Raw genomic sequence first — 16,470 nt, forward strand, 5'->3', positions numbered from 1 at the left:
CTTCCGTCAAAAAGGCGGGCACCGCCTGCTCCAGGTCCGGTGCCCGCCTGCGCTTTCATCAATAGGGGAAGATGAAGGGCTTGTGGCTGAAGGTCCAGCCGCTCTTCTCGGCAATGCGGAAGGACCACTGCATGCCTTCGCTGGCCTTGTTCAGGTCAGCAGCCGCAGGAACGGGCGACGGCACCTGCATCACCAGGCTGAATTCCACCGTCTCACCCTTGCGAATCACCTGAGCATTGCGCAGACCCTGGAAGCTCAGTGCATAGCCGCTCTGCACCGAAGTGGCGGCCAGATCGGCGATGGTGTAGTCACCGCCATAGGCCGTCAGGCGATAGCGCTGCACCGCCATCGGCACACCGCCTGTCAGCTCATGCTGCCAGATGGGGAATGAGGGGCTCTGCACGGACGCATAGGGGAACAATTGCTGTGGCAGGCGGTTGGGATGCGATTGCTCGCCCAGCGTGCCCGAGATCGTGGGTGCCCCCAGGTATTCCAGCAGCAGGCTGGGGTAGTTCTGGCGCTCCACGGCGTGCAGCGTCATGGCAAAAGGACCGGCAAACGCCATGCCATCGCTGATAGCCAGTTGCAGCTCATAGGCACCCGCCACCGTGGGCGCAATGCCGATGCGGTCAGGACAGGTCCATTGGCGCAGGGCCAGGCTCTTCTCGATCCAGCTGGCAAATGCGGAGACAGTCGCACCAGGCCACTGGCTGCTGCCGGTGTTTCCGCACATATAGGTGTTTTCTGGCACCTGGAGCTTGCTGCCTGCAGGTTCACGCGACAGAGTCCACAGATAGGTCAGCATGTCACCGTCCGGGTCATAGCCGTTGCCGTTGAACAGGAAGCTGTTCCAGATCTCCGCAGCGTCTTGCGAATCACCAAAGCGCAGCTGCCTGCCGGTTTTTCCGATGACCAGGGGCTGCTCCTGGGTGTAGAAGGCGTCCACTGCCAGGCGTGCGATGGGCGCGTTGTTCTTGGTCTTGACGTTCACGCTGAGCTGCGTGTCCAGCGTGGAGACGCCGTCGGAGCTGGGCGTCCCATGCTCATCGGTCACGACCAGCGAGAAGGAGTACGGACCCGGTTTGTCGGCCACGAAGCTGGGGTTCATGGCTGCCGCATTGCTGAGCTTGGCGGTGCTGCCATCGGGCTTGTCCAGCATGGTCCAGGCATAGCTCATGCGGTTGTTGTCGGGGTCGGTGCTGGCCTCGCCCGTCAACGTGACCGTGGTGCCCACGCCAATGGCACTCGCGCCACCCATGACTGCGGCCTTGGCCATCGGCGGACGATTGGCCCCATTGAGCACGGTAAAGACCTGCGTCACCGGATCACTCCACTCCTTGCCGTCATTCACGCGCAGCTGCACCACGTAGTTGCCGTAATGCGTTCCCGTGAAATTGCCCCAGGTAGGGTTGAATTTGGTGGCGGCATCAAAGCCGGCAGGCGCGGACACCAGCGTCCATTCACGCGTCAGTGTGTCCTCGTCCTTGTCCTGCGAATAAACGCCGGTGGGGATGATGGAGGTGCCCAGCTCAGCTTCGAAAGACTTGGCGAAGGGACGGGAAATGACGGCCACGGGCTTAGTGTTGGGCGCGCCGTCCGGCTTCTTGACCTTGATCTGAATCCCGCTGAAAGCCGTGGTCGTGCCGTCATACACCACCAGCGTCAAGCGGTAGGTGCCGGCGAAATCCGGAATCAGTACCGGCCTGGCCGTATTGCTGCCTTCGATGACGGCCTGCGAACCCCAGGGCCGGCCCGCAGGTGCGAAGAACCAGCGGTATTGCAGGGTGCTGCCCTCCACATGGGTGCTGGCCGAGCCGTCCAGCTGAACACGCTGGCCGCGCACCGCATTGTCGATATTGGCCCCTGCCTTGGCCACCGGAGCGGTATGCATCTGATTGGCGTTGATCCTGATCGTCACCGGCTGACTGCTCTTGCTGCCATGCGTGACCACCAGCGTTGCGCGGTACAGGCCCACCACATCGGGCACAAAGCGCGGCTGCGACAGATGAGGGTTGTCCAGTGCGGCCTTGCTGCCGTCCGGCTTTTCCACCAACGTCCAGTTGAAGCGCATGTCCGCGGCACTTCCCCCGGCGGGCGGCTGACTGGCCGTGCCGTCCAGCTGCACCGTGGTATTGACCAGTTGCGCCAGCTCGGGCAACACCACAGCCACCGGGTTGGGGTTGCGGACTTCCAGCTTGACGCTGACCTCGTTGCTCGACGTCACCGCATCGCTCACCCCCAGGCTGATGCTGTAGTTGCCAGGCAGATCGGGCGTGAAACTCGACGTTGCGGCAGTCGGCGTCATCAGCACGGCTGTGCTGCCAGCGGGGCGCTCCGTGAGCTTCCATTGATAGGTCAGTGTGCTGCCACTGGCTGGCGTGCTGGCAGAGCCGTCGAAAGTGACGGTATCACCGGCGCTAGCAGTGGCAGCAGAGGCCGTGACTCGGGCTGTGGGACGGTTGAGATTGCCCGTGCCGCCACCATCATCACCTCCGCCTCCTCCGCCGCCACAGGCGGCCAGGAGCATGGAAAGGCCAATCCCCCAAAGGACATGGCGAGACAAGAATTTCATGGCTGAAATTTCCTTTGCAATAAAGCAGGCTGATGCTGCGTAAGAATCGAAAAAGGCGCGCAGACAGGCGTGCAATGCGCTGTCAGAACTGCATGGTCACGCTCAGGCGTGCCGTGCGTCCCGGCGCCGGGACCATGCCCAGGCTCAGGGCGTCCAGGTAATAGCGGTCCGTCACGTTGTCCACGTTGAAGTCCACATTCACGCGGTCGCTGAGCTTGTAGCTGGCGAAGACATCCCAGAGGACATACGAGTGCCACGGCACGACCTGGTTGAAGCCCTGGGCGGTTTCGTTGTTGAATTCCGGTGTCGGATTGCGCTTGCCCATGAAGGTGCCGCGCACTCCGACGGTGAGCTTGCGCTCCAGCAGACGGGCACCCAGCAGGGCACTGGCGTGCCACTTGGGCGGAATCATGTTGTTGACATAGCTGTTGGCGATGCCGTAGTCAGTGCAGGTGTAGCGCCGGAAGCTGCCAAAGTGGCAGGTCTCGATGAAGGTATAGCGCGTGCCGCTGGCCTCCATGAAGACCGGCCCCATGTCGTAGGAGCCCGAGACCTCGAAACCGTCGAAGCTCACGCTTTCGATATTGCGCAGGGTGAAGAACTGGCGACCGGAGCCTTCTTCCCAGGTGTTGGGGAAGGTGCGGGTGAGATAGTCCTTGGTGGTGTTGCTGAAGTAAGCCAGCTTGGCGCGCAGCTTGTCGCTGCTGCGCCAGACCCCATCCTTGAGGAAGTTGATGCCGATCTCGCGATTGAGCGTGCGCTCGGGCCTGAGGTGGATGTCCTGCGAGGGAGAGACGGAGTAGCCCGCCGTGGTCTCGAACAGGCTGGGCATGCGCATGGCACGTGCATGGCGTGCATACAGCTGCACGCTGGGCGTGACATCCCATAGCGCGCTGAACATGGGTGATGTGCCGTTGTTGCGGCTGTTCATCATCAGGGGATCACAGCTTCCCGTGCCCTTGCTGTCCACGCAGTAAGCGCTGTCGGGGCTGACCATCATGGGCTTGTCATCGCGCGACTCAAAGCGGGTATGGCGCAGACCGGCCCCCAGGGTCACGCTGGGCAGCGGCTTCCACTGGAGATCGGTGAACAGGCTCCATTCCGTGCGCCGTCCCATGCGCCCGCCTGAGCTGAGCATATTGCCGGTGGCAACGCCGTTGACTTTCTCCAGCTGCGCGGCAAGCCCGTAGTCCAGCTTGATACCGCCGGAGCTGCCAAAGCGCATGCTGTTGCTGACGTCGAAGCCCCAGCGCTTGTAGTTTTCGGAGCCGGCGCCGAACATCTCGTTGACGGTTTCTTCCGAGTAGTTCTGATTCAGGCTGTCCGTGTTGGTGTGCCAGAAATTGCTGCTCAGATTCAGCCAGTCATTGTTCTCGGGGTTCCAGCGGTGACGCAGGGTATAGGTATCTGCAGTCACCTTGCTGTTGGAAGTCTGGGCCACCTGCCCCAGCCACAGCAGCTGGGACGGCATCAGCTCGCCATAGGTGCTGGTGTAACGCATATAGCCGGCTTCCAGCTCCTGATCATTGGGCAGGTACAGGCGCGCCTTGAGCAGCACCGACTCGTTCTCGTGGTTGGTGTTGACAATGCGCTCGCCGCCACGGAAACGCGTGGCCCCCACCACCTTGGGAACCACCTCGGTATAGAAGCCGCGGTTATAGGTTTCCGAAAGATCCAGCGTGGGCACCGGCCCCTTGGTTCCCGCGTAATAGTTGCCCTGGCTGCGACGTGCGTAGGCCGCGACAATATCGGCCTTCTCGAAACGCTTGGCGAGCGCGATGCTTCCCGCCCAGCTCTTGGGCTGCATCAGGCCGGGCCGGTTCATGCTCTCGGTAGGTGGCACCACATTGGCGATGTCGAATGGCCCGCCACACAGGCTGGCAATCACGCAGTTGGTGCGATAGACGCCTCCCGTTCCGTTGCTGGAACTGCCTCCGGTATTGAAGCCTGCCTTGGTCCCCGGCGCGGGTGCCGAGCCGCTGTTGTTCCCGATCAGGCTGCCGCGCAGACGGATGCCAAAGGTCTGCCCCGGCCGCACGATGTCATCGGCATTCAGGGTCCGGGCGCTGACCAGTCCCCCCACCGCACCGGTGCCCTGCGCCCCCATGACAGGCCCTTTTTCGATCTGTATCCCACCGATCAGATCGGGGTCGATATAGGAGCGCGAAGCGACGCCCGCATAGCCACGGTAGACCGTGGTTTCCTGGCGTGCACCATCGACGAGCACAGGCACACGTCCCTGCCCCTGCATGCCGCGGATGTTCACATCCAGACCGCCGCTGTTGCGGTTCTCGCCAATCAGCACACCGGGAGTGCCCTGAAAGATATCGCCCACCGAGGTTCCTCGAAAGCGTTCGATGTCTTCGCGCTTGAGCACATTGCTGGAGCCTGCCGTGCGGTACTGCCGATCCTTCTCATCCCGTTCAGCATCGGCCAGAACCAGCACGGTTGGCATGACGCGGCCTGGTGGTTCGCCCTCTTCGGCATCCGGTGCAGCAGCAGTGTCTGCGGTGGATCCAGACACAGGCTTCAGCCGTACCACCCCGTTGCCCGTGAACACATGCGCGAAGCCGCTGCCCTGCAAAAGCCGGGTCAGTGCCTCGCCCGACGTCATCACACCCCGTACGGCCGGAGCGGACAGACCTTGCAACTTTTGCGGATCGAAGACCAGACGCAGTCCGGCTGCCGCACCGAGAGCCACCAGCGCCTGACCGAGGTCTCCTCCGGGCAGATCGAACTCCACACGTTCCTGAGCCACATCGCCCTGTGCCGTTGCAGCAGGCCGGGCCGGCTTCTCGTCAGCCCAGGCCTGCCCCAGCAAGGCCATGCTTATCGCTATGGCGATGGCTGTGCGACGCCCCTTGGCGTGCTCGTTGACTTGGCGACTGTATGTCTGCAGCAGAGCACTGTCGGCTCCTGTTGCCCATCGGTTCATGGCGTCCTCTGAAGTTCGGTGACCGCAAGGCAGACGCAACACCCAATTCCTGGATGCAGCCTGCGATGCCTCTCTTCAGAGAAGACGGTTGACGCGCAAGATTCAGTAAATACGAATCAAAATTATTTTCAATACTTCAAAAGAACACTACCACCCCTGGTAGTTGCAACAGTTTCGCCCCCAGTTCCTGAGCGATGGCCTGCACCGCCCCTGCCGCATCGGACTGCAGAAAGACGCCGCTGACGCGCCGCTGCGCCAGCATCTGGTCACGCACCACAATGCGGCTCGAGTGATAGCGATTGAGACGATCCACCACATCAGCCAGCGTCATGCGCTCGAAGACCAGCAGCCCACGCTCCCAGGACTGGCCGGCATCCTCGCTCAAATCCTGCACAGGCGTTATGCCCCGCCTGTCATAACTGACGCGTTGACCTGGCGATAGCACCACGGCATCCTGCGGCGCATGGTCCAGCGACACCGCCACCTGGTGGAACACACCGGTCACTTGAGTTCTTTCGTCCAATCGCTCGACGATGAAGCGGGTGCCCAGAGCACGGGTACGCCCGTCGGCCGCAGCAACCACAAAAGGCCGCTTCTCCGCATCGCGCCCACCGGACACATCCACAGGCTTCGCGTCGAACAAGGCTTCGCCGCGAAGCAAAGCCACATGTCGCTGCCGCGTGTCGTATCGCACGGCCACGGCGCTGTCGCCGCCCAGGTGCACGCGGCTGCCATCGGGCAGCGCCACTTCGCGACGCTCTCCCACCCCGGTGCGGTAATCAGCCTCAAAAGCCAGCATGATCTGGCTGCCGGCCCCCATCCACAAGGCGCCTGCAGCAAATACTGCTGCCCCTGCACCTTTCCACAACATGCGCCGCTGCACGGTTCCTTGCAGCAAAGGTTTTGTCTCCGAAACCATTTCTGCGCCCTGCGCTGGCAGCAGCCCCGACTGTCCCAGCGCCCCCAGTTCGGCCCAGATGCGCTGGGCATGGGCATAAGCCTGGCGATTTGAAGCCTCTGCATTCAGCCAAAGCTGCAAGGCCTGTTCATCCTCAGGCAGCCAGCCCTCGTCCGCACGACGCACCAGCCAGGCGGCAGCCTGCAAGCGGATGTCTTCAGCTGCATCGTGAAGGGATGTGGATTGAGATGAAGGATTCACAAAAAACTGCTGTCTGAATGCAAACAATTGGAGTGCATGATGGGAAGACGTTCAAGCATTGGCAAACCAGTAATTTTCATCCAAGGCAAGCATCTGGCGCTCTGACACACTGCAAAGCTTCAGTGAAGCGGCAAGCGCGCCATGGCGTGGGCCAAGGCCCGCGCCAGATGCTTCTGCACCGAGCTGGTGGAGATCTCCAGCGCATCCGCCACCTGCTGATAACTTTGCTCCTGCACCCGCACGCGCATGAAGATGTCCTGAGTGAGCGGCGACAGCTCCTTCAAAGCCTCAGCCAGTTGTAGCAGACGCTGGCGGCCAGCCACCGACTGATCCGGACCAGGCGCGGTGTCCGCTATGTGCACCAGCTCCTCTGGCGCAACCGCTGCGGTCTTGCGCGCCTCCTGCTGGCGGGCCATGTCGACGAGCATATTGCGCGCCATCTGGAACAGATACGCCCGGGCATCATGCACAGGTGCAACTGCCGTGGCCTCGATGAAGCGCAGGAAAATCTCCTGCAGCATGTCCTGAGCCACATGCATATCGTGCACGCGGTAGGTGAGCCAGGCCAGCAATTCCCGGCGATGGGCAATGAAGATACTTTGAGGGTCGCTGGACATGATGAAGACGTGGATTGTATCCATGATTGAGAATGAATCTCATTCATAAAACAATGAAGCCTACGCCTTGCCGGGAAGCACAGACTGCTCCCCGAAGCTGATGTTCCAGATGGCGGCAGTCCCTCGGGATTTTTTCTCTCGCGCCTCCAAGGAGACAGCGCCTCGGCAGACCTGCTTCCACTCGGGACTTCGACGCACTTGAAACTGAGCCGCTTTTTGTAGATCGATCGTCATCTATCGACTGTCGAATTTTTCTTTGCTGCGCTCAATGTCTGATATCGGCATCAGCTGCCATTCGCTTTGACGCTTGAACCTGCCTGAAGCGGTCAGCTGTGAATATCTGCGGGATGACTGGTTCTCAATGAAGGTGCGACAACTATAGAAATACCCTAGGCAGGCAGTTGCTTTGCACGAAGACTCGAGAGCGGCTTGAAAAGATATGAAGTTCCACGAAAACAAGACCTTCCCGGTTGAACATCTAGTCCAGCCAAGGCGCCACATCCTTGCCCATGCGCACAGCCAGCTTCTTCAGTCGGGGAAGATAGCGGGCAAGCAATTCTTCCCTGGCGACAGCAGACTTGGGGAAGACCAGATTCAGGCCTCCGATCAGGCGACGTCCGCACTTCAATGGCACAGCCACTGCGCCAAAGGGCGCCTGTTGATGCCAGTCACCATCGCTGATGCCATATCCGCGCTGTCGCGTTTCCTCAATCAAACGCTCCACCGACGCTCTGTCTCTTGCCATAGCCCCCGTGGCATCGTCACGTTGCGCGAGAAGTGAGAGCAAGCCTTCCTTCTCATCGGTGGAGCAGGATGCCAGATAGGCTCGTCCCATCGCGGTGAAGAACAGCGGCAGCTTTTCTCCGATCATGCCGCGATGCTGAGACAAGCGGCTGAAACGGTGCGTGCTTTCACGCACAACCATGAAGCCGCCTTCCACGGTGCCCAGATCGCAAGGCCAAAGCAGCTCGGGCACCGCAGCACGCATCAGCGGCAATGCGACCTGCTCCACCCAGGCATCATCGACAAGCCCTTCGCTCAGGCTGCGCACTGCAAAAGTCAGGTAGTACTGCCCGTCTTTCTCCCCCCTGCGCACGAATCCCTCCGCCCGCAAGGTCTCCATCAATCGCTTGACGGTGGTGCGGTGAATATCGCATGCCTGTGCCAGTGCCGTGGTTGAAGCAATGCCGCCAGGGGCTCTATTCATTGCCTGCAGCAGAGCCAGGCCTCGCGACAAGCTGCGTACATCCTTGTAGTCATTCATGGGACTGTGCTCAAAAGTGAAGATTTCTTGGGAGTGCCCAAGTATGAATACCGCAAGCCATGGGGCGCAATTGCGAGGCGCTCTGCTGCTGCGCGCAATGAATATTCTCAATCCGATGCTCAGCCATGCGCGGCCCTGCCATCCATCGCTCCAAAGACCATCTGGCAGGCCTGGCCTCGACAGATAGCCGGCGAAAACATCGGCAGCAAGGGTATGCACCTAGCAATATGTGCACCAGGTGCACACCATTTTCAGACTCCTCGAGTGTTTTGACAATTATCAAAACAGCACTCGATGCACTCACCAAATACGGAGACTGAAAATGAACGCCCCCCAAGAAAACCAAGCGAGTCAAGACGATGCCGATGTCCTGATCATTGGCGCCGGCCCGGTAGGGCTGACACTGGCAAACACTCTGGGGATGGCTGGCGTGCGCGTCATCGTGGCAGAGAAGCTGCCTCAGATCATCGACTATCCCCGAGCCATCGGCATTGACGACGAATCCCTGCGGACGCTGCAGGCAGCGGGTCTTTCCGATCAGGTACAGGCACACATCACTCCCCATCACTGGATGCGCTTCTACACCGCCAGCGGCCAGTGCTTTGCCTCGATCGAGCCTCGCACCGATGAATACGGATGGTCCCGTCGCAACGCCTTCATCCAGCCTCAGGTAGACGACATCCTGTACCGGGGGCTGCAGCGCTTTGATCAGGTTCAGGTACTGCTGGGTCATGAGCTGCACAGCTTCTCCCAGGACGATGCGGGCATCACAGCCACCCTCAAGGATGCCGATGGCGTAGAGCGCACGCTGCGCGCCAAGTACCTGGTCGCCAGCGATGGCGGCAATAGCCTGGTGCGTCGCATGCTGAACGTGCCTTTTGAGGGGCGCACCAAACCCAACCAATGGATCGTGGTCGATGTGCGCAATGACCCGCTGGGGACGCCCCATATCGACATGCATTGCGATCCGCAGCGTCCCTATGTCTCTGCAGCCCTGCCGCATGGCATTCGCCGCTTCGAATTCATGGTCATGCCCGGGGAGACCGAAGAGCAACTCTCCAAACCGGAGAATCTGGCCCAGCTGATGCGCAAGGTCGTCGCCGATCCAGACAAGGTCGACTACATCCGCAAGCGCGTATACACGCACAACGCACGCTTGGCGGCGCAGTTTCGGGTCGACCGGATATTGCTGGCTGGTGATGCCGCGCACATCATGCCCGTCTGGCAGGGCCAGGGCTACAACAGCGGCATGCGCGATGCCAGCAATCTCGCCTGGAAGCTGGCCATGGTCGTCAAGGGAGAGGCCCGCAGCGATCTGCTGGATAGCTACGAGCAGGAACGCCGCGACCATGCGCGCAGCATGATCCATCTGTCGGAAGTGGCAGGCGACATCTTCGCCCCTGAAAGCCATACTGCCGCCAAAGTGCGCGACACGGTGATGCTTGCCCTGAACGCTGTGCCGCCAGTCAAGCAATACTTCGCCGAGATGCGTTTCAAGCCCATGCCGCGCTACGAGCAGGGCGTGGTGCTGCACCACACCGGCTCCGGCAATCAAGGAGCCAGGACGCCGTTCGCTGGCCTGCTGGACCGCTCGGGTAACACGCCCTTGGGCCGCCTCCTGGGCCTGATGGCGGAAAAGAAGGAGTCTCTGGTGGGGCGTCTGGTGCATGGCCTGGAGACGGCAGCGTCCAGCCCCGTAGGCCGGATGTTCATTCAGCCTCGTGTTGCCACTGCGAATGGCCACTCTGGCCTGCTGGATGACTTTGTGGGGCTGAATTTCTGCATTCTGGCCTGGGGTACGGACCCCAGCTATGGCATGGACGAAAAGGCTCTGAATTTCTGGCAGCGCCTTGGCGCCCGCTTCATTCGTGCCATGCCCGCTGGCCAGCTGCTTCACCCGACACCGACCCGCGATGGTGTGCTGACCGTTGGCGACGAACAAGGCCGCCTGAAGGACTGGTTCAGCGCCCAGGGCAAGTCGGTGGTGTTCGTGCGCCCGGACCGCTTTGTCGCGGCGCTGGCATCTCCGCAAGAGGTCAGCGCTGTCACGCGTCAGATGGCACGGGTACTGCACTCCCCGCTGGAGGCCTGAAGATGAGTGGTAGCGCCATCGCCACTGCACGCCGGGCATTTCTCGGCATGTCGCACTCGCCTTTGCTCGGACTGAACCCTGTCGCTGCGGACGATCAGATCGCCATCGACAAGGCGATTGCGGCGGCGCGTGCGGCCGTTCATGAGTTCGCCCCGGAGCTCATCGTGCTGCTGGGGCCGGATCACTACAACGGCTTCTTCAATGAGCTGATGCCGCCGTTCTGCATCGGCAGCCAGGCAACGGCCGTGGGCGACTATCTGTCTCCCGCCGGTCCCCTCAATGTGGCTGGAGAACTGGCCATAGCGCTGGCCGACCATCTGATGGACAGACATTTCGATATCGCGGTGTCGCGGCGCATGCTGGTCGATCACGGCTTTTCGCAGGCCCTGCAGTTCCTGTGGGGGGACGAGATGGACACGCCGCCCGTGATCCCCATCTTCATGAACGCAGTGGCCCAGCCCGGTATTGCGCGCATGGCCCGATGCAAGGCACTGGGAGAAGGCGTTGGCAGCTTTCTCGACCAGTTGCCTCTGCGCACGCTGCTGATCGGCTCCGGCGGGCTGTCGCACGAGCCTCCCGTGCCGACACTGGCCCATCCTGACCCAGCCGTACGTGAACGCATCACCGTCCGTTCCATCCCTACGGAGCAGGAACGTGAGCTCAAGACCGAACGCGTCAAGGCTGCTGGACTGGCCCTGGCCCATGGCGACAGCTGGATGAAGCCGCTCAACCCCGAATGGGATCTGCAATGGATGGACGCTATGGCCAGCGGCCAGCTGGACGGCTTATGTGCAATGAGCGAAGCCTCGATCGGCGCCATGGCCGGCAACTCTGCACATGAGTCCAAGACCTGGCTGGTGGCGCGGTCCGCCCTGCCTGCCAACACCCGTCTGTCTTGCCCGGTAAGGGCCTACCGCGCCATTCCATCGCTCATTGCGGGCTATGGAGTGATGTTCATGCACCACTGATCCTCATCCTTTCATGACTGCCATGCCGACCACCACGCAAATACAGGTCTGGGCCGAACGCCTGCGCCACGCGGAAGCCACCGCCACCCCCATTGCTCCCCTGCGCGAGGAGATCACCGACAACGACAGCGCCTATGCCGTGCAACTGGTCAATGTGCAATATGCGCAGAGCCAGGGCCGCCGGATCGTGGGTCGCAAGATCGGGCTGACATCCCTTGCCGTGCAAAAGCAGCTGGGCGTGGACCAACCCGACTTCGGCACGCTGTTCGCCGACATGCTCTATGGCGACGATGAGGCAGTTCCCCTGTCGCGGACGCTTCAGCCCAAGGTCGAGGCCGAGGTGGCGCTGGTACTGGCCAAGGATCTGGAGCGACCCGACACCACGCTGGTGGACGTCATCAGCGCCACCGCCTATGTGCTCCCGGCCATCGAGATCGTGGGCAGCCGCATTGCCGACTGGAACATCCGCTTCATTGACACCGTGGCCGACAACGCGTCCAGCGGTCTGGTCGTGCTGGGCGCCGTACCGACTGCGCTCAACGCGCTGGATCTCAAGCTATGCCAGATGCAGATGACGCGCAATGGCGATGTCGTCTCCACCGGCTCCGGTGGCGCCTGCCTGGGCCATCCCCTGAATGCAGCCGTGTGGCTGGCCCGCAGACTCGCCAACCTTGGCCAGCCGCTGCGAGCCGGCGACCTCGTGCTGACCGGTGCCCTGGGTCCCATGGTCACCGTGAATGCCGGCGATCGTTTCGAAGCCCGCATCAGCGGCATCGGCTCGGTGTGCGCGCAGTTTGAAGGCTAGATCTTCTCGAAAGCATTCCCCGCCCCGTTTTCCATTGCTCATAACGATTATTCAGGAGACAAATCATGTGGAACCGACGTCAATTGATCGCAGCCGGTGCTGCTTCGCTCGCTGCCTGCGTGGGTGTACCCGCCATCGCGCAGAATTTCCCCAATCGGGCCGTGACCATGGTCGTCCCCTTCCCGGCCGGAGGCATCACCGATGCGGTGGCGCGTGCGCTGGCCAGCAAGATGGGGGAGCAGCTTGGCAAACCTGTCATCGTTGACAACCGGCCCGGCGGTGGCGGCCAGATTGCGGCCGCCTATGTGCGCCAGCAAGCGGCCGACGGCCATACCCTGTATGTCGGTGCCACCGAGATGTTTGCCATCAACCCCTCGTTGTTTCGCCATTTCTCCTATGACCCGCTGAAGGATTTCACCCCCGTCACGTCGCTGATTGCTTCGCCCTTGGTGCTTGTCGTTCCTGCCAATAGTTCACTGACCAGCGTCAAGGAACTCATAGCCCAGGCCAAGAGCCGCAAGGACGGACTGAGCTTCGCCTCGCAGGGCATGGGCTCCATCGGACATCTTCTCGGAGAGACCTTCCGGGGCAAGGTGGGCGGAAAGTTCAATCATGTGGCCTACAAAGGCTCGGCACCCGCGCTGCAGGATGTGATGGGGGGGCAGGTGGACTTCATGTTCGACCCGGTCATCACCACCGCCCCTCTGGTGGCCGGCAAGAAGCTCAAGCCCCTGGCGATTGCGGCCGACAAGCGCTCGCCACAAATGCCTGAGGTGCCGACCTTGGCCGAGCTCGGCGTATCCGGCGTGAATGCCGGTGTGTGGTTCGGGGCTGTGGTCAAGACAGGCACGACCGCAGCTGTGGTTGAACGTCTGAACGATGCCATCCACCAGGCCATGAAGGACCCCGAAGTGGTCAAGCGTTTTGCCGATCAAGGCATGCAGGCTTTCCCCTCAACCCCGGCCCAGTTTGGCAGCTTCATGCAGTCGGAACTGACCAAATGGGGTCCTCTGGTCAAGGCCAGCGGCGCTTCGATCGAGTGAGCAGGGAGCCAATCTTGCATCGTAGAACTCTTTTGCAGTCGGCCCTGGGCCTGGGCAGCCTGACGATCGGCGGCCTCAGCGCGGCACAGGCCTTTCCCAGCAAGCCCATCACACTCGTGCTGCCGTTTTCCGCCGGAGGTATCAGCGATGTCATGGCCCGAGCCCTCGGTCAGCACATGGCCCATCAGCTGGGCAAGCCCGTGATTGTTGACAACAAGCCTGGTGCAGGAGGGCAGATTGCGGCCAGCGCCGTGCTTCAGCAGGCAGCCGATGGTCACACCGTGTATGTGGCTGGCACCGCCATGTTTGCCATCAACCAGACGCTGTTTCGCAAGTTCGCCTACGACCCCGTCAAGGACTTCGAGCCGATAACGTCTCTGGTCACCTCTCCTCTGGTGCTCGTGGTTGCGGCCGACAGTCCTGTCAGGACGCTGAGCGAGCTGGTGGCGCTTTCCCGCAGCAGCAAGCAAGGCCTGACATTTGCATCACAAGGCCTGGGCTCCATCGGCCACCTGCTGGGGGAGCTGTTTCGCAGCAGAACCGGTGGAAGCATGTCTCATGTGGCCTACAAAGGCTCGGTGCCGGCACTGCAGGACGTGATGACAAACCGGGTCGACTTCATGTTCGATCCCACAAGTTCAACCGAAGCGCTGATCCGGGGCAGAAAGCTGCGCGCGCTGGCGATTGCCTCTGCGAGACGCAGTCCCCAGCTGCCCGATGTTCCCACCATGGCGGAGCTGGGAGTGTCCGGAATCGATGCAGGCGTCTGGTTCGGTGCAGCCGTGCGAAGCGGAACTCCTGCCACAGTGGTCCAGACATTGAACCGTGCACTGGTCGCAGCCTTGCAGGACCCGGGCATACAGAAACGCTTCGAAAGCCAGGGCATGCAGGCCTATCCGCAAACCCCGGAGCAATTCAAGCAATTCATCCACAGCGAGATCGCACGCTGGGCACCGCTGATCCAGTCCAGCGGAGCTGGTATCGACTGATTTTTCTCTGAAGGTAAACGCTATGACGCGCAAACTCAAGGCCGCCATCATCGGCAGCGGCAATATCGGCACGGATCTGATGATCAAGATCCTGCGCCATGGCAAAAACATCGAGATGGGCGCCATGGTCGGCATCGATCCCCACTCCGACGGTCTTGCCCGCGCCTCCCGCATGGGCGTGGCCACCACCCACGAAGGCGTGGAAGGCCTCACGCGCATGCCCGGGTTTGCAGAGATCGACTTTGTATTCGATGCCACCAGCGCCGGCGCACATGTGAAGAACGATGCCTTCTTGCGCAGCCTCAAGCCCGGCATCCGCATGATCGACCTGACGCCGGCGGCCATCGGCCCGTACTGCATTCCCGTGGTCAACGGCGACATGCATCTGGATGCGCCGAATGTGAACATGGTCACCTGCGGCGGCCAGGCCACCATCCCCATGGTGGCTGCCGTCTCTCGTGTGGCCAAGGTGCATTACGGCGAAATCATTGCCTCGATCGCCAGCAAGAGTGCCGGCCCCGGCACCCGCGCCAATATCGACGAGTTCACCGAGACCACGTCCAAGGCGATCGAGGTCGTGGGCGGCGCCACCAAGGGCAAGGCCATCATCATCATGAACCCGGCCGAGCCGCCCCTGATCATGCGCGACACGGTCTACACCCTGAGCGCTTTGGCCGACGAGGCCGCCATTGCCGCATCGGTAGAGCAGATGGCCGCTGCCGTGCAGTCCTACGTGCCGGGCTACCGCCTGAAGCAGCAGGTGCAGTTCGACCGTATCGATAGCCCGATCCGCATTCCCGGCGTGGGCAACGCCCTCACGGGCCTGAAGACCTCGATCTTTCTGGAAGTCGAGGGTGCGGCCCACTATCTGCCCGCCTACGCCGGCAATCTGGACATCATGACCAGCGCCGGCCTGCGCACCGCCGAGCATATGGCCGAGCGCATGCTGGCGACGCTCGCCGTGGCCGCCTGAGGAGACGACACACCATGACGCAAACCAAGAAAATCTACATCTCCGACGTGACCCTGCGCGACGGCAGCCACGCCATTCGTCACCAGTACAGCGTGGAGCAGGCCAGACAGATCGCCCAGGCCCTGGATGAGGCCCGGGTCGACTCGATCGAGGTCGCTCACGGCGACGGCCTGCAAGGCTCCAGCTTCAACTACGGCTTTGGTGCCCACACTGACCTGGAGTGGATAGAGGCCGTGGCCAGCGTGGTCAAGCATGCCAAGATCACCACCTTGCTGCTGCCGGGCATCGGCACCGTCCACGACCTCAAGGCCGCCTACGAAGCCGGAGTCCGCGTGGTGCGGGTGGCGACCCACTGCACCGAAGCCGACGTGTCCAGACAGCATATCGAATACGCGCGCCATCTGGGCATGGAGGCCGTGGGCTTTCTGATGATGAGCCATATGACCTCGCCCAAGGCCCTGGCTGAACAGGCCAAGCTGATGGAGAGCTATGGCGCCACCTGCTGCTACGTTGTGGACTCCGGCGGAGCCCTGGGCATGAGCGATGTGCGCGATCGCTTCAGGGCCTTCAAGGACATCCTCAAGCCGGAAACCCAGACCGGCATGCACGCCCACCACAACCTGAGCCTGGGCGTGGCCAACTCCATCGTGGCCGTGGAAGAAGGCTGCGACCGCGTGGATGCCAGCCTGGCCGGCATGGGCGCGGGTGCCGGCAATGCTCCGCTGGAGGTGTTCATCGCAGCCGCAGAGCGCCTGGGCTGGAACCACGGCACGGATCTCTACAAGCTCATGGATGCGGCCGACGACATCGTGCGCCCGCTGCAGGACCGTCCTGTGCGCGTGGACCGCGAGACGCTGGCACTGGGTTACGCAGGCGTTTACAGCTCGTTCCTGCGTCACTCCGAAGCTGCGGCGGCCAAATATGGCCTCAAGGCCGTGGACATTCTTGTGGAGCTGGGCAAGCGTCGCATGGTTGGCGGTCAGGAAGACATGATTGTCGACGTCGCCCTGGACCTGCTGAGGCAACGCGAAGCTGCCTCCTTCTGATCTTTTC

At 61.8% G+C, this 16,470-nt stretch carries 12 protein-coding genes; 7 read left to right on the forward strand and 5 right to left on the reverse strand.

Features of this window, described 5'->3' with window-relative positions:
* Positions 1-58: 58 nt before the first annotated feature.
* From CTR2_RS22940 to CTR2_RS22960, 5 genes are all read right to left on the reverse strand, one after another.
* Complete coding sequence (locus CTR2_RS22940) at positions 59-2,572, reverse strand: PKD domain-containing protein (RefSeq protein WP_087080696.1); 2,514 nt, start codon at positions 2,570-2,572, stop codon at positions 59-61.
* Positions 2,573-2,654: 82 nt separating this feature from the next.
* Entirely contained in the window at positions 2,655-5,507 is a 2,853-nt protein-coding gene (locus CTR2_RS22945; protein ID WP_254913220.1) for a TonB-dependent receptor, read from the reverse strand.
* A gap of 136 nt (positions 5,508-5,643) precedes the next feature.
* Positions 5,644-6,666: a FecR family protein gene (locus tag CTR2_RS22950; RefSeq protein ID WP_176391590.1), complete on the reverse strand. Its 1,023-nt coding sequence runs from the start codon at positions 6,664-6,666 to the stop codon at positions 5,644-5,646.
* A gap of 119 nt (positions 6,667-6,785) precedes the next feature.
* Positions 6,786-7,307, reverse strand: coding sequence for an RNA polymerase sigma factor (locus CTR2_RS22955; RefSeq protein WP_087080692.1), 522 nt, complete (start codon positions 7,305-7,307; stop codon positions 6,786-6,788).
* A gap of 454 nt (positions 7,308-7,761) precedes the next feature.
* Positions 7,762-8,547: a DNA-binding transcriptional regulator gene (locus CTR2_RS22960; RefSeq protein WP_087080690.1), complete on the reverse strand. Its 786-nt coding sequence runs from the start codon at positions 8,545-8,547 to the stop codon at positions 7,762-7,764.
* A 322-nt stretch (positions 8,548-8,869) separates the two neighbouring features.
* Here CTR2_RS22960 and mhpA point away from each other — a divergent pair, with 322 nt between their 5' ends.
* From mhpA to dmpG, 7 genes are all read left to right on the forward strand, one after another.
* On the forward strand, positions 8,870-10,639 hold the full coding sequence (gene mhpA / locus CTR2_RS22965; protein WP_087080688.1) for a bifunctional 3-(3-hydroxy-phenyl)propionate/3-hydroxycinnamic acid hydroxylase MhpA: 1,770 nt from the start codon (positions 8,870-8,872) through the stop codon (positions 10,637-10,639).
* A 2-nt stretch (positions 10,640-10,641) separates the two neighbouring features.
* Positions 10,642-11,607: a 3-carboxyethylcatechol 2,3-dioxygenase gene (locus CTR2_RS22970; protein WP_254913219.1), complete on the forward strand. Its 966-nt coding sequence runs from the start codon at positions 10,642-10,644 to the stop codon at positions 11,605-11,607.
* Positions 11,608-11,620: 13 nt separating this feature from the next.
* The gene (gene mhpD, locus CTR2_RS22975) at positions 11,621-12,412 is read left to right on the forward strand and encodes a 2-keto-4-pentenoate hydratase (protein WP_087080684.1); all 792 of its coding nucleotides are present in this window, start codon (positions 11,621-11,623) and stop codon (positions 12,410-12,412) included.
* 65 nt (positions 12,413-12,477) lie between these two features.
* The gene (locus CTR2_RS22980) at positions 12,478-13,455 is read left to right on the forward strand and encodes a Bug family tripartite tricarboxylate transporter substrate binding protein (RefSeq protein WP_176391589.1); all 978 of its coding nucleotides are present in this window, start codon (positions 12,478-12,480) and stop codon (positions 13,453-13,455) included.
* Between the two features lie 14 nt (positions 13,456-13,469).
* Positions 13,470-14,444: a Bug family tripartite tricarboxylate transporter substrate binding protein gene (locus CTR2_RS22985; RefSeq protein WP_254913218.1), complete on the forward strand. Its 975-nt coding sequence runs from the start codon at positions 13,470-13,472 to the stop codon at positions 14,442-14,444.
* Between the two features lie 22 nt (positions 14,445-14,466).
* Positions 14,467-15,417: an acetaldehyde dehydrogenase (acetylating) gene (locus CTR2_RS22990; protein ID WP_087080680.1), complete on the forward strand. Its 951-nt coding sequence runs from the start codon at positions 14,467-14,469 to the stop codon at positions 15,415-15,417.
* Positions 15,418-15,431: 14 nt separating this feature from the next.
* Complete coding sequence (dmpG, locus tag CTR2_RS22995) at positions 15,432-16,463, forward strand: 4-hydroxy-2-oxovalerate aldolase (protein WP_087080677.1); 1,032 nt, start codon at positions 15,432-15,434, stop codon at positions 16,461-16,463.
* Positions 16,464-16,470: the final 7 nt, after the last annotated feature.

The organism is Comamonas thiooxydans (assembly GCF_002157685.2).
GTDB classification, from domain to species: domain Bacteria; phylum Pseudomonadota; class Gammaproteobacteria; order Burkholderiales; family Burkholderiaceae_C; genus Comamonas; species Comamonas testosteroni_H.